Genomic DNA, 22,981 nt, shown 5'->3' with positions numbered 1-22,981 from the left:
TTATTTATGTCGAACCCCTAATTCAATTAATCTTCTTGCATAAAATAAAGATTTTTTGAATTGCATATTTTTGTAAGGTAATTGAAAAAATCGATACAAAAGACCTTTTTTTGAACCTTTAAAGAGATATAGAAAAAAATATTTATATTTATATTCAAGTACTTGCTGAGATGTAAAATGTTTTACAATACCATACATAATTGTTGGGCTAGGTACAGGGCGAATCATTTTTACCGGAGTATCTAGTTCCCAAGGTTGTATTTTTCTCTTGTTTCCTATAATTTTAGCCTGATTACCCCAAAACCTGTATCCTCCTGCAGGTGGTTTTAAATGTAAATTTGGAGAAAAAGGATTTAAAAGAACAACCTGTCCTAGTTTAGCTAACGACATTCCAAAATCAGTATCTTCACCATAGCCTCCATCAAAGTTAACATCATTACCTGTTAATTTTCGAACATATTCTGTTTTTACACAAGAATTGGCATTACTAAAAGTTAAGGCTGCACCAGTTTTCCATCTCTGATCTCCTAATTTTTCAAGTTTAACTTCTAAATCTGTTAGTTCTTGCTGCTCATTATCTGCTCTAATATCTAAACCATTACAAGCATTTACCTTGTAGGTTTGTAATAATCTGATATGATCTTCAATAAAATTGGGCTGAACACGAATATCATCATCTCCAAAAACAATATATTCACCTGTACATAATTCTATAGCTTCATTACGCGCTCTACAGCTTCCTTTTGTTTGTTGCCATTTGACAATTAACTCAAAAGGAAATTGTTTTTCATAATACAACTTTTCATTTCTAAGCTCTGTAGGAGTTGCATCTACTACAACTACTTGTGAAACGGGATAGCTCTGTACTCTTAAATCTTCTAACAATTGTAAGGTAAAATCCTGGCGCATCATTGTTGGAATGATATAACTAATAGATAGTTTTCCTTCGATTTGGATTAAATCACGAGGCTTAACTATTGGTTTCTCCAGATTTCTCTTAAAATGTTTCCCTGCATAAAAAAAAGCATTCCATTCTTTCCACTTCCAGAAACCTTCCCTGTAAAGCATAAATAATGAATGTTCTTTTTTGAAATTTTTTCTAAAAAAAATGTATCTGTCTTTTTCTGTTATATTAATTTTCTCTTTTATATTATCTGCAAATAAACCTTTTATATAAAGTGGTATTGCAGCAGAATTTCGTAAAGCATTATATCCAAAATCTAACGCCTGAATTTGATGATTTTGATATTCAGAATCAAATCCTCCTAAAGCTTCCCAAACAGATTTACGAATTGCAAATGAATTTGAATTAATTCTCCAACTTACACATTCATTCAGATTATCGAAATCATTTATGTACCAAAAAAAGGTAGCTGTTTGATAAACCAATTCCGGAAATGCATTTTTATAACCTTGCTCGAATGAACTATGCCAAATATCTCCTGCACCAGAACACAAAACTTCCAGTTTTTCTAAATCAGGTTGCCCATTGTAAAAAATAGTCTCTCCACTAGCTGTTATAAACTCATTCAGTTTCATTTCTTTATTCTGGTTTTATTACTTTTTTATAAAAATTAATATTGTCATTTGTTATCTTATCTGTACCAAAAAACTGTTCAGCTCTACTTCTTGCCTTTTTTCCTATTTCTATTGCTTGTGCTGAATTATCCAGGAGCTGAAGAATTTTGACTGCAAATAAACTATGATTTTTTGGGTGAACTAAAAAACCGCTTTCACCATCAATAATCACTTCACCAGCCCAACCAATATCAGACGCTACTATAGCTTTTTCCATAGCCATAGCTTCAAGCCAGGAAACCGGAAAAGCTTCTGCAAAAGATGGAAATACACAAACTGCTGTCTGCTCAATTTTTGTCTTAATTTCAGAATAAGGCACACTCCCTGAATAAGAAACATTTGATCTGGCCTTTTCTGAAAAAAGATCCTGCATCATTTGCCAGGTTGAAGAATTGCCTGAGATAATATCCGGAACATCTTTGCCAACTAAAATGAGTTTTGCTTCCGGGCTTCTCTCTACTACCTCATTAAAAATTAGAGGTAATTCTAAAAGTCCTTTTTTTCTAATCAAACTCCCAAAATAAAATATATTTTTATCTACTTGAGTAAGATTATTTGAAGGTTCAAATAGTTTTATATCAACAAGATTGGGAATGATTTTAAAATTTTTATCCAAACCAAAAACCCTGTTTGTAGTATCTGCTGTAAATTGACTTACAGATAAGAGCGCATTTGCTTTTTTTAAAGCTCTTTTTTCGTGAAATTTATTTATCCATTTTACCGGACGATTATCTAAATTACAAAAATAGGTGTCAGAACCATGTAATCGTATTATAACTGGACATTTTTTAGGTTGAATAAAAGAAGTAATACCTGTCCAGTCTGGTGCTTCTACCAAGTCGATCTCTTTTGCAGAATATAATTGATTAATTACTTTTTCTATTTTTTTTCTGGTTAGAAACCATGATAATCCTTTTAATTTTTTATTTTTTATTTGCTGAATAATGATGCCATTATCCATAAAAATCTCCTCTTTTTGCTGACCATATACAAGAATACGAACTGAAACACCTTTTTCTAAAAGTCCAATTGCTAAATTTTTAATACTTGTTCCCAATCCTCCTGAGTTTCCGGTGTTAAGGTGGGGATATTCCGGTGTTAGGAAAGCTATTTTCATCATTTATTTATTGAAAAAATCTTTTAATATTTTAGCTGTAAAAATTCTTGCGCCTTTATCATTCATATGTCCGCAAGAGGAAAAATACTTATTCTCAATTACTACATTCTCATAATTAAGGATTTCCGGATATGCTTTTTTAACTTTATCAAAATAATTCATACCTATTTCGTTTTCACAAACAGGAGTCATTACAGGAATAAACCTAATATTATTTAGTTTACAAATATTTTTAATTTCTTCATAATATTTATTGTTTACTAAAGGATTAAGATTGGTAAGATCTCCTTTCATATTGGCATTTTTTTTAAATCCAAGCGGATAATACCCTAAGTTATCTAAAGCATTTGTTTTTTTATGGATTCCTGTAAAAAAAGTTTCTCTGGAACCAATTTTAGAATCATATTTAATATACCTGTAAAAAGGAATATAATACAACTCTTTAAAATTATCCTGAGTTGAAAAATGCTTCTCTATAATTTTTGAATTGTGTATGTAAGGTAAAAACTTTGCTGCAATACCTTCTGCTTCGTGATCATTAGAAAGGTTTAGATCTGCCTCCAGAATTACATTTTTTATTTCATATTTTCTTTCAATCATAAGTTTTAGCAATAATGATGCTTCAAATAAATGTCCGCCACTCATACCATAATTAAATGTTTTTAACCCTTTATCTTCAAACATCTGAGAAACAAAATGGTTATTAGCTCTCGAAGAGCCTAAAATTACCACATCATATTTGCTGGCTTCAGAATTAAATACAGTTTCTATTTTTCCTCTGTTTTTAGAATGCAAAAAAATAGTGGTATACAAACCATCCAATATGACAGCAATCAAAACTACTGCTATTAAAATTTTAGCTGTATAAATTAAAAATCGTTTCATTAAAATTGAAAATATATAAATTCTTTATAATCTGAATAAGTCCCAAAAGCCAGTATAGCTCCTATGGCTAAAATAACCCTCAGCATGCTTCTTTTACCTGATAAAGGTTCTACTTTTGTTCTGTTTTTCCACTCAACCCAGACAAACAAACCTATCATAAGTAACAACTCATAGTTGTAACGTTCATTATCAAGGTATTGAGAATTAAAATCTCCATTAAAAATTACGCGTTTTAAATAAGATATAGCATCAGTAATTGTTTTAGCTCTAAAAAAAACCCAGGCTACGCAAGTAATAAAAAATGTAAAAAGAATATTAAATATTATTTTTATAGAATCAAGATTAAAACTCAGTTTAATATCGTCTATATTATTTCTATTGCTATTTGACAAAAGTAATGGCAAAAAGTACATGGCATTTATGAATCCCCATGCTATATAAGTCCAGTTAGCACCATGCCAAAAACCGCTTACTATAAAGATGATAAACGTATTTCTGATTTTCATCCAGAGTCCTCCTTTGCTTCCTCCTAAGGGAATATACAAGTAATCACGAAACCATGAAGAAAGTGAAATATGCCAACGTCGCCAAAATTCTGCAATATCCCGAGAGAAATATGGATAGTTGAAGTTTCTAAGCAAATCTAATCCAAACAATTTTGAAACTCCCAATGCAATGTCTGAGTATCCTGAAAAATCACCATAAATTTGAAAAGCAAAATATATTGCACCTAAAATAAGTGACAATGAATTCATTGAAGAATAATTATCAAAAATAGCATTGGCATATGTAGCACATGTATCTGCAATGACTACTTTTTTAATTAATCCCCAAATAATTTGATAAACACCTTCTTTGGCAGTTTGAAAATTAAACTCTCTTTTTACTTTTACCTGAGGCAATAAATGTGTAGCTCTTTCTATTGGACCAGCAACCAATAGTGGAAAATAACTCACAAATAATGAATAATCAACAAAGTTGTATTCGGCCTTTATACGTTTATAATAAATATCAATGACATAGGACAAGCCATGAAAAGTATAAAATGAAATTCCAACAGGGAGAATGACATTTAATAATATCGGACTTGCTTTGAATCCTGCTGAGTTTAGTAATTCAGAGAAAGATGCTGCAAAAAAGTTATAATATTTAAAAATCCCTAGGAAACCTAAATTAACTGATATACTAAGCCAAAACCAAAATTTTCGACTTTGTTCTGATTTTCCTTTTTCAATTTGAATCCCGGTATAATAATCCAAAAAAGTTGAAAAAACGAGTAGGAATAAAAATCTCCAATCCCAACAAGAGTAAAAATAGTAGCTTGCGATAATTAATAAAGCGTTTTGAGTACTTTTTGTTTTATTGAATACAAACCAATACAGAAAAAAAACTATTGGCAAAAAAATAGCAAATGCTAAGGAATTAAAAAACATATTTTTATTTAGAGTGATTTAAACTTTTAATCCATTTTGTTTTTGAGTAATTCAAAATGGTTTTCAACCATTTTCGGCAAAGAAAAGGAATTAGCAATTAATTCTCTTGTATTAACTGATATCTTTTTGCGTCCTAAATAAATATCTTCAAGAATTACTGAAAGTGCTTTTACATTTTTGGCTTCAAAAATATATCCGTTTTCTCCTGAGGTTATTGCTTCAGTATTTCCTCCTACATTAGTAGTAATTACAGGAACATTTGCAGCAAGACTTTCCAGAATAGATAGACTAAAACATTCCATATGTGTAGGCTGTAACATGTAATCATACTGCGAAAAAATCTCATTTAAATTAGGTTTACTTCCCATAAAAATGAAACAATCCTGTACATTTCTTTTTTTAATTTTTTCTAATAAATGCTGCTCATAAGGTCCTTCACCATATACCGCTATTTTAATCTCATTTTTTATTTCAGCAGGAAGAAGGAATACTGCTTCAATTAAATCCTGAATTCCTTTAGATTCTCTGAGATGAGAGGCAACTAAAAAAACGGGGGAAATATTAGCCCTGTTTTCTCTTATTAAAATTGAATCTATAATAACTCCGTTATAAATAGTTATTGTTTTTGTTTTTAAATGAGTTCCAAAATCATTTAAAATTTCATTTACCGTATAATTTGATACTCCAACAAAAACATCAATATATCTTGAGAATAGAAGCCCTTTAAGTCTTTTATTTACTTTCTTTTTTAATGAATATCCATTTAAAGGTCTTGGGTTATGATCTACAGCAATTACCTCAGCATCTGAAATTTTCTTTAAATTATAAAAAAAGGAAGTGCATAATTCTACAAAATGAGTAATGACATGAGTATATTCTGGTTTATGTTCTTTGTAAAAAGAAAGAAAATTATTTTCCAGGCTTTCTTCTTTACTACTATAAATAGCTAAATTTGAATAATTACCATGAGTTGATAAATTAGGAAAAAACCAATCGATCTCAATGTTGTTTTCTTTACATTTCTTATCAAAATCCCAGAAAAAATAATCCATTCCTCCTACTCTTTCAGGAAGTAATTTATAATTACACAGAACTGCTATTTTGCTGTTATTTATGCCCATTTCAACAAAGTTTGGGCTATTCTTTTGCTTGTACCCTGCAATGATCCTCCAATTTGAAGTTCTATAAATTTTGCACGTTTTTCTTTTTTAAGGTCAATATGATTCAGAACTCTGTTTATTGCCTCAAGATATTCTTCTTCATTTTTTACAATATCAGTCGAATCTGAATCTACTAGTTTGGACAAATGCTCGTATTTTAGAAACTTTTGATCATCAAACCATCCGTTTGTTTCACTACCGAAAACAGGATTTATCACTTGTTTATCAAAAATAAAAGCATCTAACGTTATGGTTGACAAAACATTAATAGACAAGTCGCAATGTTGCAACAAAGATTTTAAATCGTTTAGATCGGCTACAGATGGAACTCTTTGTGTCCATGCTTCCTGATGTCCTTCTCTGCTAATATTCCAATCTGGAAAATTCCAAATTATAAAAGGATATTTTTCAATGTTATTTTTGAATCTTGTAGGTTCTTCTGCAGGAGATGTTCTCACGATAAGATTGACCTCTTTCACAAGTTTTTGTTGTGCTATAAATTCTGCTAATATTTCTAAATAAATGGGATCGTTCTCACTGCTTGCATCATTGCATGTAAAAAAGATGATGGGTTTGTTATTGTCTATTTTAAATCGTTTATGAAACGTTTCTTTATCATAACCATATTTATTTAAAACATAAGGTTCAAATTGTGGTGTTCCAACAACATTGACCTGATTTTCTTTGATGGATTGATAAAAAGTTAATAATTCCTGTTTCATCAAATTGCTCCAAACAAGATAAAAATCAAAGTTACCTGCCATTCTTCCTTTTGATGCAAGATTATCCCAACTAAAAATAAAAGCTGATGTTTTAATTTTTAATTTTTCGGCAGCATATATAAGTGGTGCTATAAACGGTGGACGCTGATGCGTAAAAAATAATAACGAAATATTATTTTCTTTTAGCAGTTCTATATATTGTTTTGTAATTGTATTAGATTTAAAGGTTTGCTGTTGCCATTTATTGTATTGAAGTATCCCATTTTCAGAATGAAATACTTTGGAATAATGATGAATAAAACGCGTTGCATAACCTCTTGGATTTCTGGCTTTTGATTTGGTAATATTTAAATTATCTGCAATACCAAAATTGCCTTTTGCGTGCAATTGCAAATGGGTAACCTCTTTCGCTTTTCTAAAAAACCAGGTATAGAAGGATTCTTCAAAAACTTCTAATTCTATAATCTTACAATTTAAATCAAAATCCTTATAAACTGTTTTTGGCAAACATGAAAAAATGATTACCTCATTAAAATTTGCTTTGGCTTCCTGAATAAAGTCGCTCAATATATAATTACGAAACCCAACCCCATCAGTTATGACAACTCCTAAATTCTTCATCCGTTTTTATTTTAAACTTCCTATTCTACCATGATCCGAATAAGATCTATGTACCACAAATTCGTTATCCAAAGGTTTCTCTGAGAGAAATGTTATATCGCAAAAATACTTTTCTTCGATAGGATTTAACCTCCATGGCACGGTACTTTTGTAATCTAAAGTCCAGCCGTTTTTCTCTAAATCTTTTGTTTTTAGATCATTCCAGGATGTTATATAATCTATCCATAAATATCCTAATTGCCAGGCTTGTGCTTCTAATTTTTCGAGGTTTTCAATATCTGTAATTCTTAATCCTCCAACATTTTCCTGACTTACTGCCCTCGAACCATCTTCCAAAATAATCCCTTTTATAGAAGGTTGTTGAAAATAATGTGTATCTTTTTCTATTAAGTGATCTACTTTTACTTCTACTTTTTTACAAACTGCCTCAAAACCAGTTTCAACAAGATTAGGGTTTATTTTTACATAGCGAACTAAATCATAATACCTGATCCAGCGCATGTTTTTATACAGCCCTAAGCCTGCTTCATTTGCCGCTGTTGCCGCAAGCGGATAATAATTTCGGGCTAATTCATATAGTTTCCCTAAAATGCCTTTTCCTCTGCACTCTTCATTAAGATATACATTAATTATCCAAGCCAGTCCACCTCCAAAATTAGCTCCAACATGCCCTACAACTTCCTCTTTTTCATTTAAACAAATAAAAGAACGTCCGTATTCTTTATTTCCAAACTGCCATTCCCAAAATTCTTTGGTATGTAACGGATGATTTTCTCTGTAAATTATTTTGAAAAATGAGTGTAAGATTTTCCAATCTTCTATTGTTGCTTCTCTGGTGATCATATTTTATTATAATTTTTTCCTCCTATCAAATCATTACAATCAAATCTGTTTAGTAACAAAGGATTTTCTTGTAAAGTATTAATACCTCTTTTTGTTGTAAAACCTATTTCATAACCTGCTTTTTGGGTTAAATCTGCTACCTGATCTGTGCAAACTTCAGGAGTTCCATACGGATAAGAAACTATTTTTATATTTGAATGGGTTAATGTGTCTAAATACGTTTTTGTTTTTTTAAGTTCTTTTTTTATAGTTTCACTATCTAATAATCCTAATGGATAATGACTATGTGTATGACTACCTAAATATCCTTTATTTGCTAGTTCTTTTAAATTTTGCTCTGTCATATAAAGCGATTCTAAAATTACAGATTCTTCAAAATAAAGATTAAATAACGTATTAACGATTTGTTCCTGTTGTTTAAAATCTAATTTAAAATTTAATATATATTTTAAAACAGCACTTTTTTCATCGTCATATCTATAAATGTTCCGGGCATTCTGTGTTTCTGTCTGGGAAAAAGGCACATCAATAAACTTATCTAAAAATTCTGAAGATGAAATAATTGATCTTAACAGATGAATTTTATGAACGGTTGTTACTTTTTTTTCTTCAGAATTAATTGAATTTACAAAGAAAACTGCAGGAATGTTAAGTTCATCTAAAATAGGCAAAGCCAGATCAAATTGCTCTTTTAAACCATCATCAAAAGTAATGAGTAAATTGTTATCTTTTGATTGAAGTACTGCATTTAAATCTAAAATCAGATCATTTGGATGAACAAAATTCCCTTGATTTTTCAGCAATATTAACTGTTGCTTAAATTCACTTGGAGTCAAGCCAAATATACTGGAATATTTAGTTTTAAAATCTAATCTGATATAATGATAATTACTAACTGTAAGCATGTTTGCCTAAAATAAAATTCCTGAAATCAATACGTTTTTAATTCCTCTTCTTGTTATTTTCTAATTCCTGAATCGAATTATTATTCTACGGTATGTTTTTTTTATTTTTTCAATAAAGAAAAATGTTTTATCCTTAAATATTACAGGTTCAGAAGTTTTATTTTCTTTAGAATTCAACAAATCAAACAACACGTTTATTCTTTTGGTTTGTTCATCATTTTTACCATATGCTCTGGCAAACCAAGTATGGTGCAAGAATATTTTACTATCATAAGTAATCGAATTTGCAATTTGATCTTCATTCATTTGCGCATCCAGAAAAAGAAATTTTTTATTTTTCCTTCTTAACCAAAGATAAAAGCAATAATAGGGTTCATAAAGACTTTTTACATCAAAGTTCCATTTTAGATTTGTTAAGTCATCGTTGAACTCCTGATCTAAAATATAATTACTTTTTATAATTTCATTTTTATTCCAGATTTTCTTAAGTTCTTTAAAATTTAGAATCGAAAAAAAAGTATTAATTGTATATGGATTAAATGTTCTGTGTGAAATCATTCCACCATCCCGCACGCCACATACTGTATAATTTTCGGATTGCATTTTACTTATAATATCAAAGACGGTCTTGGAATCCTGAAACAAAACATCTTCATCTGCCATGATCAGCCATTCAATATTTTTATTTTTCAGCATTTTCATCATGTAGAAAATGCTTTTTAAACCATGCATTCCATTTCTCCCATCGATCACATATTTCTGAACATCTTTTGGAAAGAAGCGAGAACTTTTATGATATAAATCAAAATTTATAACAGTAGAGAGTATGGCTATATTAGACTTATTATCTACCATATTTTAAAATTAAATCTATTCATATATTTTATCAATTCTTTATCCTTAATATTAGGAATCAAAATTCGATTTATCTTTTTACCTAATTTATTTTTATGATTGGAATAATCATTATTAGCTAACAGCATTCCTAAACAATCTGACTCTTCTATCACTCTAAGCGTGCTCTCGTTGTAAGAACCATGTGGTAATGCTAAATATTTCACTGATTTTGTAATCAATTTGTCTAATTTTTCAATTGAAAAATGTAACTCTTTTTTCTGTTCCTCATAGCTTAAGTTTTTAAGAGCATAATGGTTATGAGTATGAATACCAATATCTATTAATGGATGATCAGACAAGCGTTTAAGTTCGTCATTACTTAATGATCTAAAATCTTCACTATCGCGAAACGGGATTTTATTTAAACTTTCAAAATTTAAAAACCAAATTTCCTTTTCCTCGTTTGATAGCTTATCGAGAAGCTTGTTAATATCATTAAACGAATGTGTATATTTTGATACTTTTTCTTTTACATCAGGAAAATAAAAAAAATGGTCACAATAGGTATAATCAAATACAAAACGATCCCACCAAAACTCTTTTTTAGTATTTATATTTAAAGTAGTTACAAAAATTGTAGCTGGTATTTGGTATTTCTCTAATATGGGTAAAGCATTTAATAAATTATCTGCATACCCATCATCAAACGTAATGACTATTCCTGTTTTTTTTAATGAGCTCCAATCATCAGATAATCTGAGAATTTGATAATTCTCCTTAAAATAACAAAGCTGTTTTTCAAAACTAGCAAGATCAACAGTTAAGTATTGCAACTCATTTCTAACTTCATTACTAGTTCTATGATACATAGCAACTAAAACTGGCTTACCTGACAGTAACCAGTTTTTAAATTTATTGAACTTATAATATATCCTTTTAAGTTTCGATTTCATTAATTAGATAAATCTCTAAATTGTTTTTGGTGGTTCAATTGCCAAATATCTGCTTTTTGAAGACATTCAAGAAATAATACATTACTATTTCCTTTTCCAAAATCATCCTCTACATTTCGAACTTTATGTGAATCAATAACCGAAAGTGCTTCTTTTATGCCCTGTTCAGAATAATCTGTATTGATTATATCTGCATGAACTGCTCTATTTTGCTGGCGGGTTCCGATATTTATAATTGGAATTCCATAATATGGAGCTTCTCTAATTCCAGCACTGCTATTGCCAATAATAAACTGACTATTTTTTAATAAGGTTAAAAAGTATTCGAAACGTAGCGATGGAAAAATCCTGAATCTCTGATTTTCTTTTAATTTTTTATACGCTTCAATAATAAATTGACTTCCTAAATCATTGTTAGGAAAAATAACAACATAATTATGAGTATCCTGCAATAAAGATGCTACGAAATCCTGGGCATATTTTTGCATTTCTTTAATTTCTGTAGTTACAGGATGAAACATTACGATTGCATAGCTTTCAAAATCAATCTTATAATAGTTTTTTACAGTTACTAAATCTGGTAACTGGTCAGAGAACATAATATCAAGATCCGGAGAACCAATTGTAAAAACAGATTCTTTAATTTCGCCCATCTGTATTAATCTTTTTGCTGCCTGTTTGTTTGAAACAAAATGAATATGACTTAATTTACTAACACTATGACGAATTAATTCATCAACAGTCCCAGAAACTTCACCTCCTTCTATATGTGCTACCAGAATGTTGTTTAAAGAACCTACAATTCCGCCAGCTAATGTTTCGACTCTGTCTCCATGAACAACTATCATATCCGGACTAATGGTTTTGCAATAACCTGATAATCCTTCAATGGTTTTTGCAAGAGTTAAGTCCATTGTTGTTTCATGTGTATGGTTTTCGAAAGTAAAAACATTTTTAAAATTACAGCGTTCTATTTCTATCAAAGTATAGCCGTATTGTTCTTGCAGGTGCATTCCGGTTACGAATACAAAAACCTCAAATTCAGACTGTTGTTCTAAAATTGAAATTAATGATTTTATCTTTCCAAAATCAGCGCGGGTACCTGTAAGAAATAGAATTTTTTTCATTTGTTTATGATCAGTTTATTCGACTGGGAAAATATTTATCCCTGTAATTTAAAAAGTACTTTTCTATATTAAGCGTCATAAAAATTCCTGACAAAATACTTATGATGCATGTAAGTAAGAATATAGAAATCTGATTAAAGAATTTATTTAAAACAAAATTATTTACTAATCCGAATAAAAAATTAACAAAACCATGAATGATATAAATACTGTAGGATGAAAATCCGATCTTACTAACAACATTCACTATTCTGGTTGAGAATAGGTTATCAAGTCTTTTATTTATTTCTTTACTTACAAGAAAAAACACAAGTATAATACTAAATGCTATATAAAGAAGTGAATAGCCAAATGTTCTTACAAAAAATGATTCTTCGAAATCTATAAATGGTGTAAATGAAAGAGCTAAGAATGAAATTATGATCAATATTGTTCTATTTGACTCGAAAAAACGTGTTAGCTTTTCTTTTTTATAATAGTACAAGTATGAAACAAAAACTCCGGCAAATAGTGAATCCATTCTTAAATGAGACATTGTGAAATTTTTATCTCCATTTTCAGGAAAATAAACATTACTGACAATTCTTAAACTTAATGACAAAAGCATCATTAGAAAGATCACAACCTCAAACTTATCTATTTTACTTGTTTGATTTGGTTTTAAACTAATCCAGGCATATTTAATGACCAACCAGAGTAATAAGGCAAAACCAAAATAAAAATGTTCTTCGACAGCTAAAGACCAACTAGGTATATAAGCATAACCCCAGGCATAAACATAATTCTGAATGAAAAATAAGTCTGATAAGAGGCCTTTCCATTCAAATTGATGTTTTATAATTTTAGGTGTTAAGTATAAAAAATAGGTTAAATAATATATAGGGTAGATTTTAAATCCTCTTCGTATTAAAAACAAACCTGGCTTTATGTTTCCAAACTTTAGATACTCTTTGAATAATAGTCCTGAAACAAGAAATCCGCTTAAAACAAAAAATAAGTCAACTCCTATCCAGCCCATTTTTGTTGTCCAGTCTGTTATATGCTGATGACGTATTAACACTAAAATAATCGCAATCCCTCTTAAAAAATCAAGTTCTCTTAATCTGATATTTTGCTTCAAAGTAAAAAATTAGGGTTAAAAAAGTAAGTGGTATTGTATTTAAAAACTAGTTTATATCCTCCCAATTTAATTGTTCGTCATTGTTAATGTCCCTTGAGGCTGTTTTGCCTATTAAATCATTAAAATGTTCTGCTAGTATTTTACCTGTTCCTGGTCTTTTTACCCAAATATTTTCTTTAGATAATTTATCTCCTTTTTTGATTGGTGCTATTGCACAAACGGTAGCAAATGCAAAATCTATAGTTACTTGTTCTTCTTCTGCAGGTTTTTTTGTACCACCACGCATCAGTGCAATTTCGGCACTCGAAACAATTAATTCCTGACACGCTCTCTCATCCATACTACAAACGATATCCGGACCTGTTCGTTGCATGTGATCTGTGAAATGTCTTTCGAGAATACTAGCTCCCAAAGCTACTGCCCCTAGACAGGCATTATTATTTAAGGTATGGTCACTTAAACCAAATACTTTATCCGGAAAAGCTTCATGCAATTCTGTCATGGCACCAAAACGTACTAAATGAATTGGTGTTGGATATAGATTTGTGGTATGTAAAAGTGCAGCAGGAATATTATGTTTATCAAAAATAGCTACTGCTTTTGTAATACTTTCAATTGTATTCATTCCTGTACTTAAAATTACTGGTTTGCCAAAAGAAGCTATATGCTCTAATAACGGATAATTATTGCATTCTCCGGAACCAATTTTATATGCAGGTATATCAAACTTTTTTAATCTTTCTGCTGCTGCACGTGAAAATGGAGTTGAAATAAAAATCATGCCTTTGCTTTCAACATAGTTTTTAAGTTCTAGCTCATCAGCTTCATTCAAAGAGCAACGTTCCATAATTTCATAAATAGAAACATCTGCATTACCTGGAATCACTTTTTTGGCAGCTCCGCTCATTTCATCCTCAACAATATGAGTTTGATGTTTTACTACCTCAGCGCCTGCTCGTTTTGCAGCGTCGACCATTTCTTTTGCAACTTGTAAAGAACCTTCGTGATTAATTCCGATTTCTGCAATAACTAAAGGAGGAAAATCTTGTCCAATTCTTCGTCCTGCAATTTCTATATAGGGTTTCATAAATTCGTTTGTTAATTAGGGTTTTATATGTTTGTGGTATAAAAATTTGGCATAATCAAAATCTTCTTGCGTATCAATATCTACGCTGGCAAAAATATGATCTATTTTGAAAGGAAATGCATTTTCTGAAATAACTATGTCGTCCAGAATTAAAGCAGCTTTTGCAATATATAATAACCCGTTTTCAAAATAAAGCGGTTCCATATCCTGACTTCTTTGACCAATTTTGTAATTGTAAGGAATGAACTTTTGATCTGTTATTTTTCCGAATTTTTTGTAATTTCTTGAAACTGTAAATAAACTATCATAGTTTTCGCTTTGATAAACATGAAATGTTTCCTTCAGCAAACTTTCTGGACGAATAGGATTTGTAGGCTGAAGTAAAACAACATTTTCTACTTCATCATCAATATTTTGTAAAACATGCTTTAATGCTGAAACTGTTGGCTCATGATCTCCAGAAAGATCTGCTGGCCTGTCTATTACTTTTGCCCCGTATTCTAAAGCTATTTTTTTTATGTCCTCGTCATCTGTCGAAACATAAATTTCATCAATGATATCACTATTTACTTTAGCATAAATAATACTGTGTGCTAACAAAGGGATTCCTCCAACCAGTTTAATATTTTTCTGAGGCAATCTTTTAGAACCTCCACGTGCTGGAATAATAGCGATAGTTTTCATTTTTAATATTTAAAAAATTATAACAATATTGTTTTTATGGCTTCCAATACAATTTTGTATCTTCTAGTTCCTGATAAATTTTATATTCTTTTGCTGATAGTCTATTACTATTTCTAATTATTTTAGGAAATGCAAAAATTAAATCTATTGTCGCCAAAAATAGCGCTTTCAAAGCTTTAAAGTCTCCTTTGAAAACTCTTAATTTAAGTTGCATCCAAACAGAATATGTTATTTTTTTAGGAATGGTTTTAAAAGGATAAAACAAAAAATATAAATACCAGCCAGAACGTAATGACCGTTGCAAACGTAAACTATAATCGGTATTATTTTTTCTGGATTTTAAATCCACTCTATGATTTACTAAAACATTCGGCAGATAGTAAATCTTCCATTGTTTTTTAAATAATTGAAAAGAAGCAAAATCTTCTTCACCATAAAAAACAAACCAAGAGGGATAATCAGGAACATCTCTCCAGGCTGACATTCGCCAAACATTAGCTCCACCAGCAAAACTTTTCATTTGATGTAAAACGTCATTACAGCTCGTTATTTTTGGTTCTTCTAAATTCCAGTAAATCCTAAAACTAAACAGTGCTACATTAGGATTTTCATCAAAAGCTTTCTCTATAATTTCTAAAGGATTGTTAGTCACAAAATGTAAATCATCATCGATAGAGATGGCAAAATCTGTAGTAACTAAATCCATCATTCTGTTCCTGCTATAAATCAATCCTTCACTTTTTTTATTACGAATTAATCGAATTTCCGGATAATTCTTTTCAATAAATAAGTGGGTTCCGTCTGTCGAGCCATCATCACAAATAATACAGGATACATCTTCTCTATCCAATAAATGCTGAATTTTATGCAATGTAAAACTCAAATCATCTTTTCGATTTTTAGTTGTAATGAGAATAGAAAACTTTTTCTGAATGTGCATTACTTAATAATTTCTAATCATATGTTGTGGTAACTTTTTATATCGCAAGAATATCTTTTTCATCCATTTGATTGAAATAAATTTTACAAATACTCTGTTTTTTATAAAATATATAACCGGATTTAATTTTATGTTTTTATTAAATCCGGACTGAATTGTTTCAGAACTGGAAACAAGCGGAACGGACATCCAATCTTCTAAAGTATTTCCTAAATGGTAAGCATAATTATCTTGGGTTGTTACTCTCCAGTAATCTTTTTTTAGAGGTAATTTATCTAAATAACCTTCACTGGTCCCTCCCATCTTAAAGCCTATATAACTTGTTATTTCATCAAAAATATCTTTCTTATAACTGGCTACAAAATGTCCTGAACCAATTAATACCTTTAAGTCTGAGTTAATTTCTAAACCCAAATTATATTCTAAATAATCCTGATTATAATTTCTTTTCCAACCCAGACTGTCATAAAACCTAATTAAGGCTTCTTTATTTTTTACGGAAATAAACTTTAATTTTTTATTAAATAAGTTATCCCAAATAGCATTACCGCAATTTTGCTCATACATTTTAAACTGTGGTACAATGCCCACCACTCCAGCTTTAGGAATATTAGTAAAAACTTTTACTGTTTCAGATTGCCAATTGGGTAAAAACAATACATCTGAATCTGAAATTGTAACCAGCTTTATGTTATTACCTGCTAAGCCCTTAAGTATGGCATTAAGCTTTCCTATATTATCAGTATGAATTAGTTCGTGTATTTTGTTTTGCTTTAAAAGAAGATCTAAATAATCTTTTATAATTATATCGCTTCCATTATTAACAATAGTAATGAACGTTTTTTTATGAACTGTAGCAAATAACGATTTGAGGCAAAGTTTTAAAATTGCAAAACTATCTTTAAAGTAACCTTCCTGATTAGGTATATAAACAGGAATTATTATCTGATGAATAAATTCAGAATCTTTTTGTGGTTCATCTTTAAGTGGATTAAATCCTACTCGCATCTTTATTGTTTAAATATAATTTTCAGTTTATGAATAACTTTTTTCTTTAGTTTTACTAATTTTAGAAAAACGGTATCATTTTTAATCTGTCGTTTAAAAAACATTTTATTCTCTGTAATAACTTTAGGAAATTCTCTTTTTATCCCAAAATATATACTTTGCTTTTTTTTATCTAAAAAAGCCGAATCTGAATCGCTGTACTTTGTATAATACAATGATTCAATTATTTTCCAGCTATTAACAAGGCTATTTGCTTTTTCTTGTGTTTTTAGCAAACTTAAATTCTCACCAGATATATTATTTCTATATAAAACATACGTATTACTGGCAAATATTATTTTACTGCAATTCAATAATATTCTAAAAAAAAACTCTCCATCATCGTTCATAGTTAAGCTTTCATTCCAGTAACCTGAAGGTATTATTAGTTCTTTATTTATTAAAAAACTATGCGATGGAAAAAAGCCTCCATGTAAACCTATTAAATCAAAATATTCTTTTGCTGTATCAAAATTTCTATAATCGGGATTATTTTCATTCAAATTAAAAGGCTCGTTAATTTGATCAAATCTTCCCCATTTACATGTTGAAATAACAAATTTTGCTTCATTTGACAATAACTGAATTTGGACTTCCAATTTATTTACAGCTAGTATATCATCTGAATCAAGAAACTGAATATAATCGCCTTTTGCTATTTTCAATCCAATATTTCTGGAAACACTTGCTCCTTTTTTATCATCTTTTGACTTTAAGATCAGTTTAAATCTATTATCATTTTCTTGATAAAATTTTATTATCTCTTCTGTTTTATCAGATGAGTTATCATCAATTATAATGCACTCCCAATTAGAATAAGTTTGTCTAATCAGGCAATCGAGTGTTTCACCAATTAAATTGGCCCGATTATAAGTAGGTATAATAATCGAAACTAAAGGCTTATTCATGTATTGCAACTGTGCTATATAGATTATATATTGAATCTCTTATTTTTTCATAGTTGTAATCTTCAATGGCTTTGAGATGATTAATTTTGGCAAATTGAACATTATTATCTTTGTTATGGATAAGGTTTAATATTTTTTCAGCGATTTCATCTGAGTTTTCAGGATCATTGATTATTTCTCCAAAATATTTTTCTCCAATAAGTTCTTTTGTGGCATTACCGGGATTTGATTGCAAAGGAATTGCCCCAAGTAATAAAGATTCTAATAATGAATTTGGCATACCGTCTGAAAAATTATTTCCAACATAAAGAAATGCTTTTCCAAAATAATTATGAAGCTCTGATTGATTTATTTTTTCTACTATCTTGATTTTTCCCTTCAGTTTTAAATCGGATTTAATAAATTCTTTGACTTTCTCTCCGGCAGAAAAAACATAAATATGAAAATTATCTAATTGATCAATTATTCTTTCTATGGCTTTTAAGGTATAGAGCGCTCTTCCTGTTTCATTATGATTCCCTTTTATCAAGATTAGTTTTCTGGTTTCAATATCCTGAAACCTGGTTTCAATATCTTTTATATTGTATCCGCCACCTCCAGGAACAACTCCCAGAAAAATTCCGTTAAAATTATATTTTTTTGCTAAATGATGATCTCTTTCACAATCTGTTATTAAAAAATTAACTCTAGCTAAAACAGATTTAATTTTCTGAATGTCATTTTCAAAAACCTGATGTCTAAAAATATCGCTCCCCCAACAAGAATAAATCCATTTAATATCAGGGTTTTTATTCATTGTTTTCAATATAGGATAAGAGCAGTAATGCAATTCAAAACTATGAACAACATCCGGTTTAATTTCTTGTATAATCTTCTCCAAACCTTCATTGGCTGAAACTTCTAAATAAGGAATTATTTTATCATAAACTAAAGGCATCTTTTTTCTCAAAAAATATTCTCCTTTTATGTATCGATATTTTCTTTTTTTCCAATTTACGAATTGATGAACATAATCCAAATTCTCTAACGGTCCCCGGTCCAAAACATCAAACCAATAAAGTTCATGACCTTTCTCTTTTAGATTTTCGATCCAACGAATAACATGAATAGACGGCATAGATACAAAAAGTATTTTCATTTGATCTATAGTTTTATATTACTCATTAAATTCATTACGATTTGAAACTCAAACAAAATCTTCTTAGACATTTAAAAAAGGCATTGATTTGCATTGATGAAAGATAAAAAAGAAGTAAATAACGCCATTCAGCTAATCTTAATTTTCTATTCTTTTTTATTGCAATTTCATATTCTAATATCAGATCTAATTGTTGAGACTTATTGAATAATTCAATTTTTTTAGTGATACATTGTGAATAAAATTTTTCACTTGCAATATCTTTTAATTTTTGATTATTCTGTTTCCCGGATATTGATGAACTAGAATATCTGATTAATAAATTACTCTCATTTATTGAATAAATAAGCTTATCATCTGAAAAAAATAACCATGCTGCGTCATCACTATGCCAAGCTAAAGGAAAATCAAAAAAACCGTATTTTTTAAAAACTGTTTTTGAAAACGCGTATTCGGACAAAGAGCTTCTGGTAAGCCCTTTGAATCTTCTAAAATAAGAATCTGATGCTTTTTCCCATTCAGGATTAATAAATGAATCACTTATTCTTCCGTTCAAATTCATGTTAAAAGATTTTGAAGCAAATCTTACCAAATTCGATTTTGTATTAAAAATATTGTAGTGCTTATACCAGGATTCTACAACATTATTCTCTAAAACATCATCATCTCCCAAAATCATTATCCAGTCTTCGTCTTTAACAAGGGCAATACAGCGCTCCCAATGTTTTGCTAGTGATGCTCCTCCTAAATTTTCTTCAAATAACTGGTAAACGAAATCAATTTTATCTTTATACTCCTCCAAAAGCAAAGAGGGATCTTCGGGACTGGCATCGTTTCCTATATAAACTCTAAATCTTTTATCTGTTTGAGCTGATAGTGATTTTAGTGTTTCCTCAAAAAAAATTAATTTATAATATGGGATTACAATTGCTAGCATTTATTTCTTATTTATTTTTCCGAAAATTGTAAATCCGAAAAAAGTTTTGCAGAACAAATCAAACACAAATTTTTCACTTTTTAGTTTTCTGGAAAATGCTTCTCTTTCTTTTTGTAAATTGTGATTTAATGCTCCAAAAGATCCCAAATGTTCTACAAAAAAATCGACATGTTTTATACTTAAATAGTTGAATAACTTATCTTTTATAGTACCATCTACATTTTTTTGTCTTGATACTAATTTTATTCTGTAATAAAATCCAATTGTATTTAAACATACTACATTCCCTCCATTCTTTAGAAGTGATATCCAAAATTCCCAGTCTTCAAGACCTTCAAGCATATTATTATCATACCCTCCTATTAACTCCCAATCTTTTTTTCGATATACCGCAGAGCAAAAAATCATATTATCTAATGCCAATTCTTTAAGCGAAAATGGTATTAGATTCCAGTTTCCGGTTTCGTCTCCAAATTTTTCTGCTTTACAATAAACAAGTTTTAATGATTCATCATTTTCAAATGCCACTATAGCTTGTTGTATGTAATCTTTAGCAATTTTATCATCTCCATCCAGTGGCAGAATAAATTCTCCAACACTATTTTTAACACCTAGATTTCTTGCGCTACTAACTCCTGTGTTTTCCTGATAATAGTATTTAAATCTTACATCCTGTAAAATCCATTTTTTTGCTATCTCTTCTGCATTATCAGTACTTCCATCATTTATGATAATACATTCCCAATTTTCATATATTTGCTCTAAAACAGATTGCAAAGCCTCATTTAAATACTGAGCCTGATTATAGCATGGAACTATTATAGAAACTATTGGATTTTTCATTTTTTATTGTAGAAAATTATTGATTTTACAAATAGCTTGAATTCATCTAATAATTTTAATTTAATTGATGATCTTTTTTTAATTTTTAAATATTGGAGATAAACTATTGGAGAATAATTTTCTTTTTGTAAAAAATAGTCTTTAAATAAATTGTTCTGAATCTCTAACAGATATTTTTCAAAACCTGCTTTCTCAAAAAAAGAAGTTTGATTAGCTAAAAGTAATTTGCTTTTTAAATCTTCGAACTGATTTATTTCTTTAAAAGAGACAAATTCTCTTCGTGATATTATCTTCTTTAAAAAATCTTGTGTTTTATCATTTTTTTCAAAATTGAGATTAGTCAATAAATTAACTTTAATCTCAAGCGCAGTACTTATTTGTTGCTCATTTCTTTTGTGAGAAACTTGTGAATTGTGAATACGATAATTAAGCAAAACTTCCTGCAAATTGTACAGCTTTCCTACGGCTAATAATCTTGTCCAGAGATCATAATCTTCTGCAGGTTCTTTTCTTATATCGTAAATTAAAGCAAATTTATCCAGACAGCTTTTCCTCATCATTACTGTTGGATGCCCAATACAACAATCCTTAAGCATTGCTAATTTTATATCGTCATGATATTCAGGAACAGTGATAATTTTATCTTTGTCAATTATCTTAAAGAATGTACCAATAAGTACTGTTTCAGGATTTTTATCTAAAAAAGCAACTTGTTTTACAAAACGATTCGGCAAGCTTATATCATCGCCATCCATTCTTGCTATATATTCTCCTTTTGCAATACTTAATCCATAATTTAAACTATTAGTGTAACCTGAATTTTGTGGTTTCTCTATTAATTGTATTCTCGGATCATTATAGTTTTTTATAATTGATACTGTTGAATCTGAAGAAGCATCATCAATTATTATAAACTCGAAATCTGAAAAGGTCTGATTCAAAATACTATCTATGGCTTCCTCTATGTAAAGTTCGCAATTGTAGACAGGCATTAGAACCGTTATTTTGGGGTTTGAAGACATTATCTTATTTCTTTTTCAAATAATTCTATATCTGCTGCAATCATTTGTTTTACGATATCATCTAAATTAAATTTTGGTTTCCATCCTAAAACTGTTCTTGCCTTTGTAGAATCACCTATCAGTAAATCTACTTCTGTAGGTCTGTAATAAGTAGGATCTACTTTTACCACTTCCTTTCCTATCTCAATCTGATATTTTGGATTTGAACAAGATTTGACTTTGCCTACTTCATTTTCATTTTTGCCCACAAATTCCAGTTCAATGCCACACTCTAAAAATGCCATTCTCACAAATTCTCTTACACGAGTCGTCTTACCAGTAGAAATAACAAAATCTTCAGGCTTGTCTTGTTGCAAAATTAGCCACATCGCTTCGATATAATCTTTTGCGTGTCCCCAGTCTCGTTGCGAATTTAAGTTTCCTATATATAATGTATCCTGCAAGCCTAAAGCAATTTTTGCAGTAGCCATAGTGATTTTTCGGGTAACAAATGTTTCTCCTCTCAGAGGTGATTCATGGTTAAACAAGATTCCGTTGCAAGCAAACATATTATAAGCCTCACGATAATTTACGGTTATCCAATACGCATAAATTTTTGCGACACCATAGGGTGAACGAGGGTAAAATGGCGTTTTTTCGTTTTGTGGCACTTCCTGCACTAAACCATATAACTCTGAAGTTGAAGCCTGATAAATTCTGGTTTTTTCGGCAAGCCCTAAAATTCTTACGGCCTCTAATAATCTCATGGCTCCTAAGCCGTCAACATTTGCAACATATTCAGGAGTATCAAAACTAACTTTTACATGAGACATTGCTCCTAAATTATAGATTTCATCAGGCTGAACTTCCTGAATTATTCTTATTAGGTTGGTAGCATCAGACAAATCACCATAATGAAGAATAAACCGAACATTTTCTTCATGAAGGTCCCTGAACAAATGATCAATACGTTGTGTATTAAATGATGAAGCTCTTCTTTTTACTCCATGAACCTCATAACCTTTCTCTAATAAAAATTCTGCTAAATAAGCTCCATCCTGACCAGTAACTCCGGTTATTAATGCTTTTTTCATT

The 22,981-nt window shown here is 29.8% G+C and carries 22 protein-coding genes; all 22 read right to left on the bottom strand.

What is annotated here, in order from left to right; translation table 11 throughout:
* Window positions 1–1,539 carry a glycosyltransferase family 2 protein gene (locus A4F88_RS17155; RefSeq protein ID WP_068843857.1) on the bottom strand — a complete coding sequence of 513 codons (1,539 nt, stop codon included), beginning with the start codon at window positions 1,537–1,539 and terminating at the stop codon, window positions 1–3.
* A 4-nt stretch (window positions 1,540–1,543) separates the two neighbouring features.
* Window positions 1,544–2,698 carry a glycosyltransferase family 4 protein gene (locus A4F88_RS17150; RefSeq protein WP_245179152.1) on the bottom strand — a complete coding sequence of 385 codons (1,155 nt, stop codon included), beginning with the start codon at window positions 2,696–2,698 and terminating at the stop codon, window positions 1,544–1,546.
* Window positions 2,699–3,580: a hypothetical protein gene (locus A4F88_RS17145; RefSeq protein ID WP_068843856.1), complete on the bottom strand. Its 882-nt coding sequence runs from the start codon at window positions 3,578–3,580 to the stop codon at window positions 2,699–2,701.
* Window positions 3,580–5,013 carry an MBOAT family O-acyltransferase gene (locus A4F88_RS17140; RefSeq protein ID WP_068843855.1) on the bottom strand — a complete coding sequence of 478 codons (1,434 nt, stop codon included), beginning with the start codon at window positions 5,011–5,013 and terminating at the stop codon, window positions 3,580–3,582. Before A4F88_RS17140 ends, A4F88_RS17145 begins: the two co-directional genes overlap by 1 nt.
* 26 nt (window positions 5,014–5,039) lie before the next feature.
* Window positions 5,040–6,134: a glycosyltransferase family 4 protein gene (locus tag A4F88_RS17135; RefSeq protein ID WP_245179150.1), complete on the bottom strand. Its 1,095-nt coding sequence runs from the start codon at window positions 6,132–6,134 to the stop codon at window positions 5,040–5,042.
* Entirely contained in the window at window positions 6,125–7,516 is a 1,392-nt protein-coding gene (locus A4F88_RS17130; protein ID WP_068843854.1) for a hypothetical protein, read from the bottom strand. Before A4F88_RS17130 ends, A4F88_RS17135 begins: the two co-directional genes overlap by 10 nt.
* Before the next feature lie 6 nt (window positions 7,517–7,522).
* On the bottom strand, window positions 7,523–8,359 hold the full coding sequence (locus A4F88_RS17125; protein ID WP_068843853.1) for a GNAT family N-acetyltransferase: 837 nt from the start codon (window positions 8,357–8,359) through the stop codon (window positions 7,523–7,525).
* On the bottom strand, window positions 8,356–9,195 hold the full coding sequence (locus tag A4F88_RS17120; RefSeq protein WP_162268801.1) for a polysaccharide deacetylase family protein: 840 nt from the start codon (window positions 9,193–9,195) through the stop codon (window positions 8,356–8,358). The genes A4F88_RS17125 and A4F88_RS17120 overlap by 4 nt, the downstream gene beginning before the upstream one ends.
* A gap of 129 nt (window positions 9,196–9,324) precedes the next feature.
* On the bottom strand, window positions 9,325–10,119 hold the full coding sequence (locus tag A4F88_RS17115) for a hypothetical protein (RefSeq protein WP_068843851.1): 795 nt from the start codon (window positions 10,117–10,119) through the stop codon (window positions 9,325–9,327).
* On the bottom strand, window positions 10,113–11,054 hold the full coding sequence (locus A4F88_RS17110; protein WP_068843850.1) for a polysaccharide deacetylase family protein: 942 nt from the start codon (window positions 11,052–11,054) through the stop codon (window positions 10,113–10,115). Before A4F88_RS17110 ends, A4F88_RS17115 begins: the two co-directional genes overlap by 7 nt.
* Window positions 11,054–12,181, bottom strand: a complete 1,128-nt coding sequence (neuC, locus tag A4F88_RS17105; RefSeq protein WP_068843849.1) for a UDP-N-acetylglucosamine 2-epimerase — start codon at window positions 12,179–12,181, stop codon at window positions 11,054–11,056. Before neuC ends, A4F88_RS17110 begins: the two co-directional genes overlap by 1 nt.
* 10 nt (window positions 12,182–12,191) lie before the next feature.
* Window positions 12,192–13,301: an acyltransferase family protein gene (locus A4F88_RS17100; protein ID WP_068843848.1), complete on the bottom strand. Its 1,110-nt coding sequence runs from the start codon at window positions 13,299–13,301 to the stop codon at window positions 12,192–12,194.
* A gap of 46 nt (window positions 13,302–13,347) precedes the next feature.
* Window positions 13,348–14,388 (bottom strand): N-acetylneuraminate synthase, encoded by a 1,041-nt coding sequence (gene neuB, locus A4F88_RS17095; RefSeq protein ID WP_068843847.1) that lies wholly within the window; start codon window positions 14,386–14,388, stop codon window positions 13,348–13,350.
* Between the two features lie 15 nt (window positions 14,389–14,403).
* The gene (locus A4F88_RS17090; protein ID WP_068843846.1) at window positions 14,404–15,072 is read right to left on the bottom strand and encodes an acylneuraminate cytidylyltransferase family protein; all 669 of its coding nucleotides are present in this window, start codon (window positions 15,070–15,072) and stop codon (window positions 14,404–14,406) included.
* Window positions 15,073–15,106: 34 nt separating this feature from the next.
* Window positions 15,107–16,012 carry a glycosyltransferase family 2 protein gene (locus A4F88_RS17085; protein ID WP_068843845.1) on the bottom strand — a complete coding sequence of 302 codons (906 nt, stop codon included), beginning with the start codon at window positions 16,010–16,012 and terminating at the stop codon, window positions 15,107–15,109.
* Between the two features lie 3 nt (window positions 16,013–16,015).
* Window positions 16,016–17,020 (bottom strand): glycosyltransferase family A protein, encoded by a 1,005-nt coding sequence (locus A4F88_RS17080; protein WP_068843844.1) that lies wholly within the window; start codon window positions 17,018–17,020, stop codon window positions 16,016–16,018.
* Between the two features lie 2 nt (window positions 17,021–17,022).
* The gene (locus A4F88_RS17075) at window positions 17,023–17,967 is read right to left on the bottom strand and encodes a glycosyltransferase family 2 protein (protein ID WP_068843843.1); all 945 of its coding nucleotides are present in this window, start codon (window positions 17,965–17,967) and stop codon (window positions 17,023–17,025) included.
* Window positions 17,960–19,105 carry a glycosyltransferase family 4 protein gene (locus A4F88_RS17070; protein ID WP_068843842.1) on the bottom strand — a complete coding sequence of 382 codons (1,146 nt, stop codon included), beginning with the start codon at window positions 19,103–19,105 and terminating at the stop codon, window positions 17,960–17,962. The genes A4F88_RS17075 and A4F88_RS17070 overlap by 8 nt, the downstream gene beginning before the upstream one ends.
* 34 nt (window positions 19,106–19,139) lie before the next feature.
* Window positions 19,140–20,042, bottom strand: coding sequence for a glycosyltransferase family 2 protein (locus tag A4F88_RS17065; RefSeq protein WP_068843841.1), 903 nt, complete (start codon window positions 20,040–20,042; stop codon window positions 19,140–19,142).
* Window positions 20,043–20,885, bottom strand: coding sequence for a glycosyltransferase family A protein (locus A4F88_RS17060; RefSeq protein ID WP_068843840.1), 843 nt, complete (start codon window positions 20,883–20,885; stop codon window positions 20,043–20,045). It abuts the gene before it with no gap.
* Entirely contained in the window at window positions 20,882–21,907 is a 1,026-nt protein-coding gene (locus A4F88_RS17055) for a glycosyltransferase family 2 protein (RefSeq protein WP_068843839.1), read from the bottom strand. Before A4F88_RS17055 ends, A4F88_RS17060 begins: the two co-directional genes overlap by 4 nt.
* On the bottom strand, window positions 21,907–22,980 hold the full coding sequence (gmd, locus tag A4F88_RS17050; RefSeq protein ID WP_068843838.1) for a GDP-mannose 4,6-dehydratase: 1,074 nt from the start codon (window positions 22,978–22,980) through the stop codon (window positions 21,907–21,909). Before gmd ends, A4F88_RS17055 begins: the two co-directional genes overlap by 1 nt.
* Window position 22,981: the final 1 nt, after the last annotated feature.

Source organism: Flavobacterium chilense, assembly GCF_001602525.1.
GTDB classification, from domain to species: domain Bacteria; phylum Bacteroidota; class Bacteroidia; order Flavobacteriales; family Flavobacteriaceae; genus Flavobacterium; species Flavobacterium chilense.
The sequence above is the reverse complement of the archived record's forward strand: the minus strand, read 5'-3'. Positions and strand labels throughout refer to the sequence as shown.

Coding starts and splice junctions, on each gene's coding strand:
- A4F88_RS17155 (WP_068843857.1), bottom strand. CDS start 1,539: ATGAAACTGAATGAGTTTATAACAGCTAGTGGAGAGACTATTTTTTAC.
- A4F88_RS17150 (WP_245179152.1), bottom strand. CDS start 2,698: ATGATGAAAATAGCTTTCCTAACACCGGAATATCCCCACCTTAACACC.
- A4F88_RS17145 (WP_068843856.1), bottom strand. CDS start 3,580: ATGAAACGATTTTTAATTTATACAGCTAAAATTTTAATAGCAGTAGTT.
- A4F88_RS17140 (WP_068843855.1), bottom strand. CDS start 5,013: ATGTTTTTTAATTCCTTAGCATTTGCTATTTTTTTGCCAATAGTTTTT.
- A4F88_RS17135 (WP_245179150.1), bottom strand. CDS start 6,134: ATGGGCATAAATAACAGCAAAATAGCAGTTCTGTGTAATTATAAATTA.
- A4F88_RS17130 (WP_068843854.1), bottom strand. CDS start 7,516: ATGAAGAATTTAGGAGTTGTCATAACTGATGGGGTTGGGTTTCGTAAT.
- A4F88_RS17125 (WP_068843853.1), bottom strand. CDS start 8,359: ATGATCACCAGAGAAGCAACAATAGAAGATTGGAAAATCTTACACTCA.
- A4F88_RS17115 (WP_068843851.1), bottom strand. CDS start 10,119: ATGGTAGATAATAAGTCTAATATAGCCATACTCTCTACTGTTATAAAT.
- A4F88_RS17110 (WP_068843850.1), bottom strand. CDS start 11,054: ATGAAATCGAAACTTAAAAGGATATATTATAAGTTCAATAAATTTAAA.
- neuC (WP_068843849.1), bottom strand. CDS start 12,181: ATGAAAAAAATTCTATTTCTTACAGGTACCCGCGCTGATTTTGGAAAG.
- neuB (WP_068843847.1), bottom strand. CDS start 14,388: ATGAAACCCTATATAGAAATTGCAGGACGAAGAATTGGACAAGATTTT.
- A4F88_RS17090 (WP_068843846.1), bottom strand. CDS start 15,072: ATGAAAACTATCGCTATTATTCCAGCACGTGGAGGTTCTAAAAGATTG.
- A4F88_RS17085 (WP_068843845.1), bottom strand. CDS start 16,012: ATGCACATTCAGAAAAAGTTTTCTATTCTCATTACAACTAAAAATCGA.
- A4F88_RS17080 (WP_068843844.1), bottom strand. CDS start 17,020: ATGCGAGTAGGATTTAATCCACTTAAAGATGAACCACAAAAAGATTCT.
- A4F88_RS17075 (WP_068843843.1), bottom strand. CDS start 17,967: ATGAATAAGCCTTTAGTTTCGATTATTATACCTACTTATAATCGGGCC.
- A4F88_RS17070 (WP_068843842.1), bottom strand. CDS start 19,105: ATGAAAATACTTTTTGTATCTATGCCGTCTATTCATGTTATTCGTTGG.
- A4F88_RS17065 (WP_068843841.1), bottom strand. CDS start 20,042: ATGCTAGCAATTGTAATCCCATATTATAAATTAATTTTTTTTGAGGAA.
- A4F88_RS17060 (WP_068843840.1), bottom strand. CDS start 20,885: ATGAAAAATCCAATAGTTTCTATAATAGTTCCATGCTATAATCAGGCT.
- A4F88_RS17055 (WP_068843839.1), bottom strand. CDS start 21,907: ATGTCTTCAAACCCCAAAATAACGGTTCTAATGCCTGTCTACAATTGC.
- gmd (WP_068843838.1), bottom strand. CDS start 22,980: ATGAAAAAAGCATTAATAACCGGAGTTACTGGTCAGGATGGAGCTTAT.